The sequence below is a fragment of the Shewanella sp. SG41-4 genome (assembly GCF_014164505.1).
In the GTDB taxonomy this organism is placed as follows: domain Bacteria; phylum Pseudomonadota; class Gammaproteobacteria; order Enterobacterales; family Shewanellaceae; genus Shewanella.
This window is the reverse complement of record NZ_JACJFI010000613.1, coordinates 1-1,269: the sequence shown is the minus strand read 5'-3', so window position 1 is coordinate 1,269 and position 1,269 is coordinate 1. Positions and strand designations below refer to the sequence as shown.

1 protein-coding gene is annotated in these 1,269 nt (G+C 37.3%); it reads right to left on the bottom strand.

What is annotated here, in order from left to right; genetic code table 11:
* Positions 1 to 111: 111 nt before the first annotated feature.
* A partial coding sequence (locus tag H5202_RS22675; protein ID WP_259397450.1) for a putative bifunctional diguanylate cyclase/phosphodiesterase occupies positions 112 to 1,269 on the bottom strand: 1,158 nt, incomplete at its 5' end.

Sequence of the window (1,269 nt, the reverse complement as noted above, 5' to 3'; positions counted from 1 at the left end):
GTAATTTTGATAAGAATCATCAAGATGTAAAGGTTTTGAAAAATAATACCCTTGTGACAAATCACAATGATGTTCAATCAAAAAATCTAATTGATCTTGTAATTCAACTCCTTAAGCCGTAACACACTTACCTAATGAATGAGCCATGCTTATCACCGCTTTCACCACAGCTTGATCTTCCGCTGAATTAATCAGATTACTGATAAATGACTGATCAATTTTTAACATTGTCGCAGGTAGTGATTTAAGATAAGAAAGTGATGAATAGCCGGTGCCAAAATCGTCGATAGCGACATGAATATCTGCTTGGATCAGTTTTTGTAACGTCTCGATTGATTGCTCCGGAATGGCCATTAATGCGGTTTCAGTGATTTCAAATTTAAACCACTTAGGTTTGGCCCCTGTTTCTGTAATAACCGCCAGTAAATCGTCAGCCAAATTGATATTAATCAGTTCCAATGCAGACAAGTTGACTGAGACTCTCTTAAAATCAAAACCTTGTGCATGCCATCTTACTAACTGCAGGCAAACTGTTTTAAGCATCCAATTACTTAATTCGAAAATTAAACCTGTATCTTCAGCAATAGGAATAAATTCTGCAGGAGAAATCAATCCAAATTCTGGGTGTTTCCAGCGCATTAACGCTTCAAATCCGGCTAACTTTTGGCTTGGTAAAGTCATTAAAGCCTGATAAACCGCAAATATTTGATAATGTTCAACAACGGGCTCAGCTAGCGCTTTACGTAATCCCTGCTCGATAATCAGTCGGCGTTTATTATGTATCGCTTGTTGTTTGTTACAAAATGCCACCCCAAACGGTCTTTTTTTCGCTTCATACAAAGCTGAATCAGCTTGGCTCAAAATCGCTTCTGCGTCTTGGCCATCTTCAGGAAAAAGACTAATACCCACACGACAACCTAAAATAATGGTTTGTTCTAAAAACTCAAAATGTTGTTGAAATACTTCAACTAATTCTGTCGCAATTACATTGGCTTCATCAGCGGCTTTATTGGGTAATGCAATACAAAATTTGTCACCGCCAAAACGTGACACGGTGAAAGTCCCTTTTAATGTTGTATTAATACGTGTTGCAGCCTGGGTAAGAATATAGTCGCCTGCACTATGACCAAAATTATCGTTAATCACTTTAAAACGCGTTAGATCCAAAAATAATAACGCTAAAGGCTGTTGATTTTGCCGACAAGATTCAATGTTTTCGTCGAGTAATATCTTAAAAAAGTAACGATTTTTTAAGCCTGTTAAGTCGTC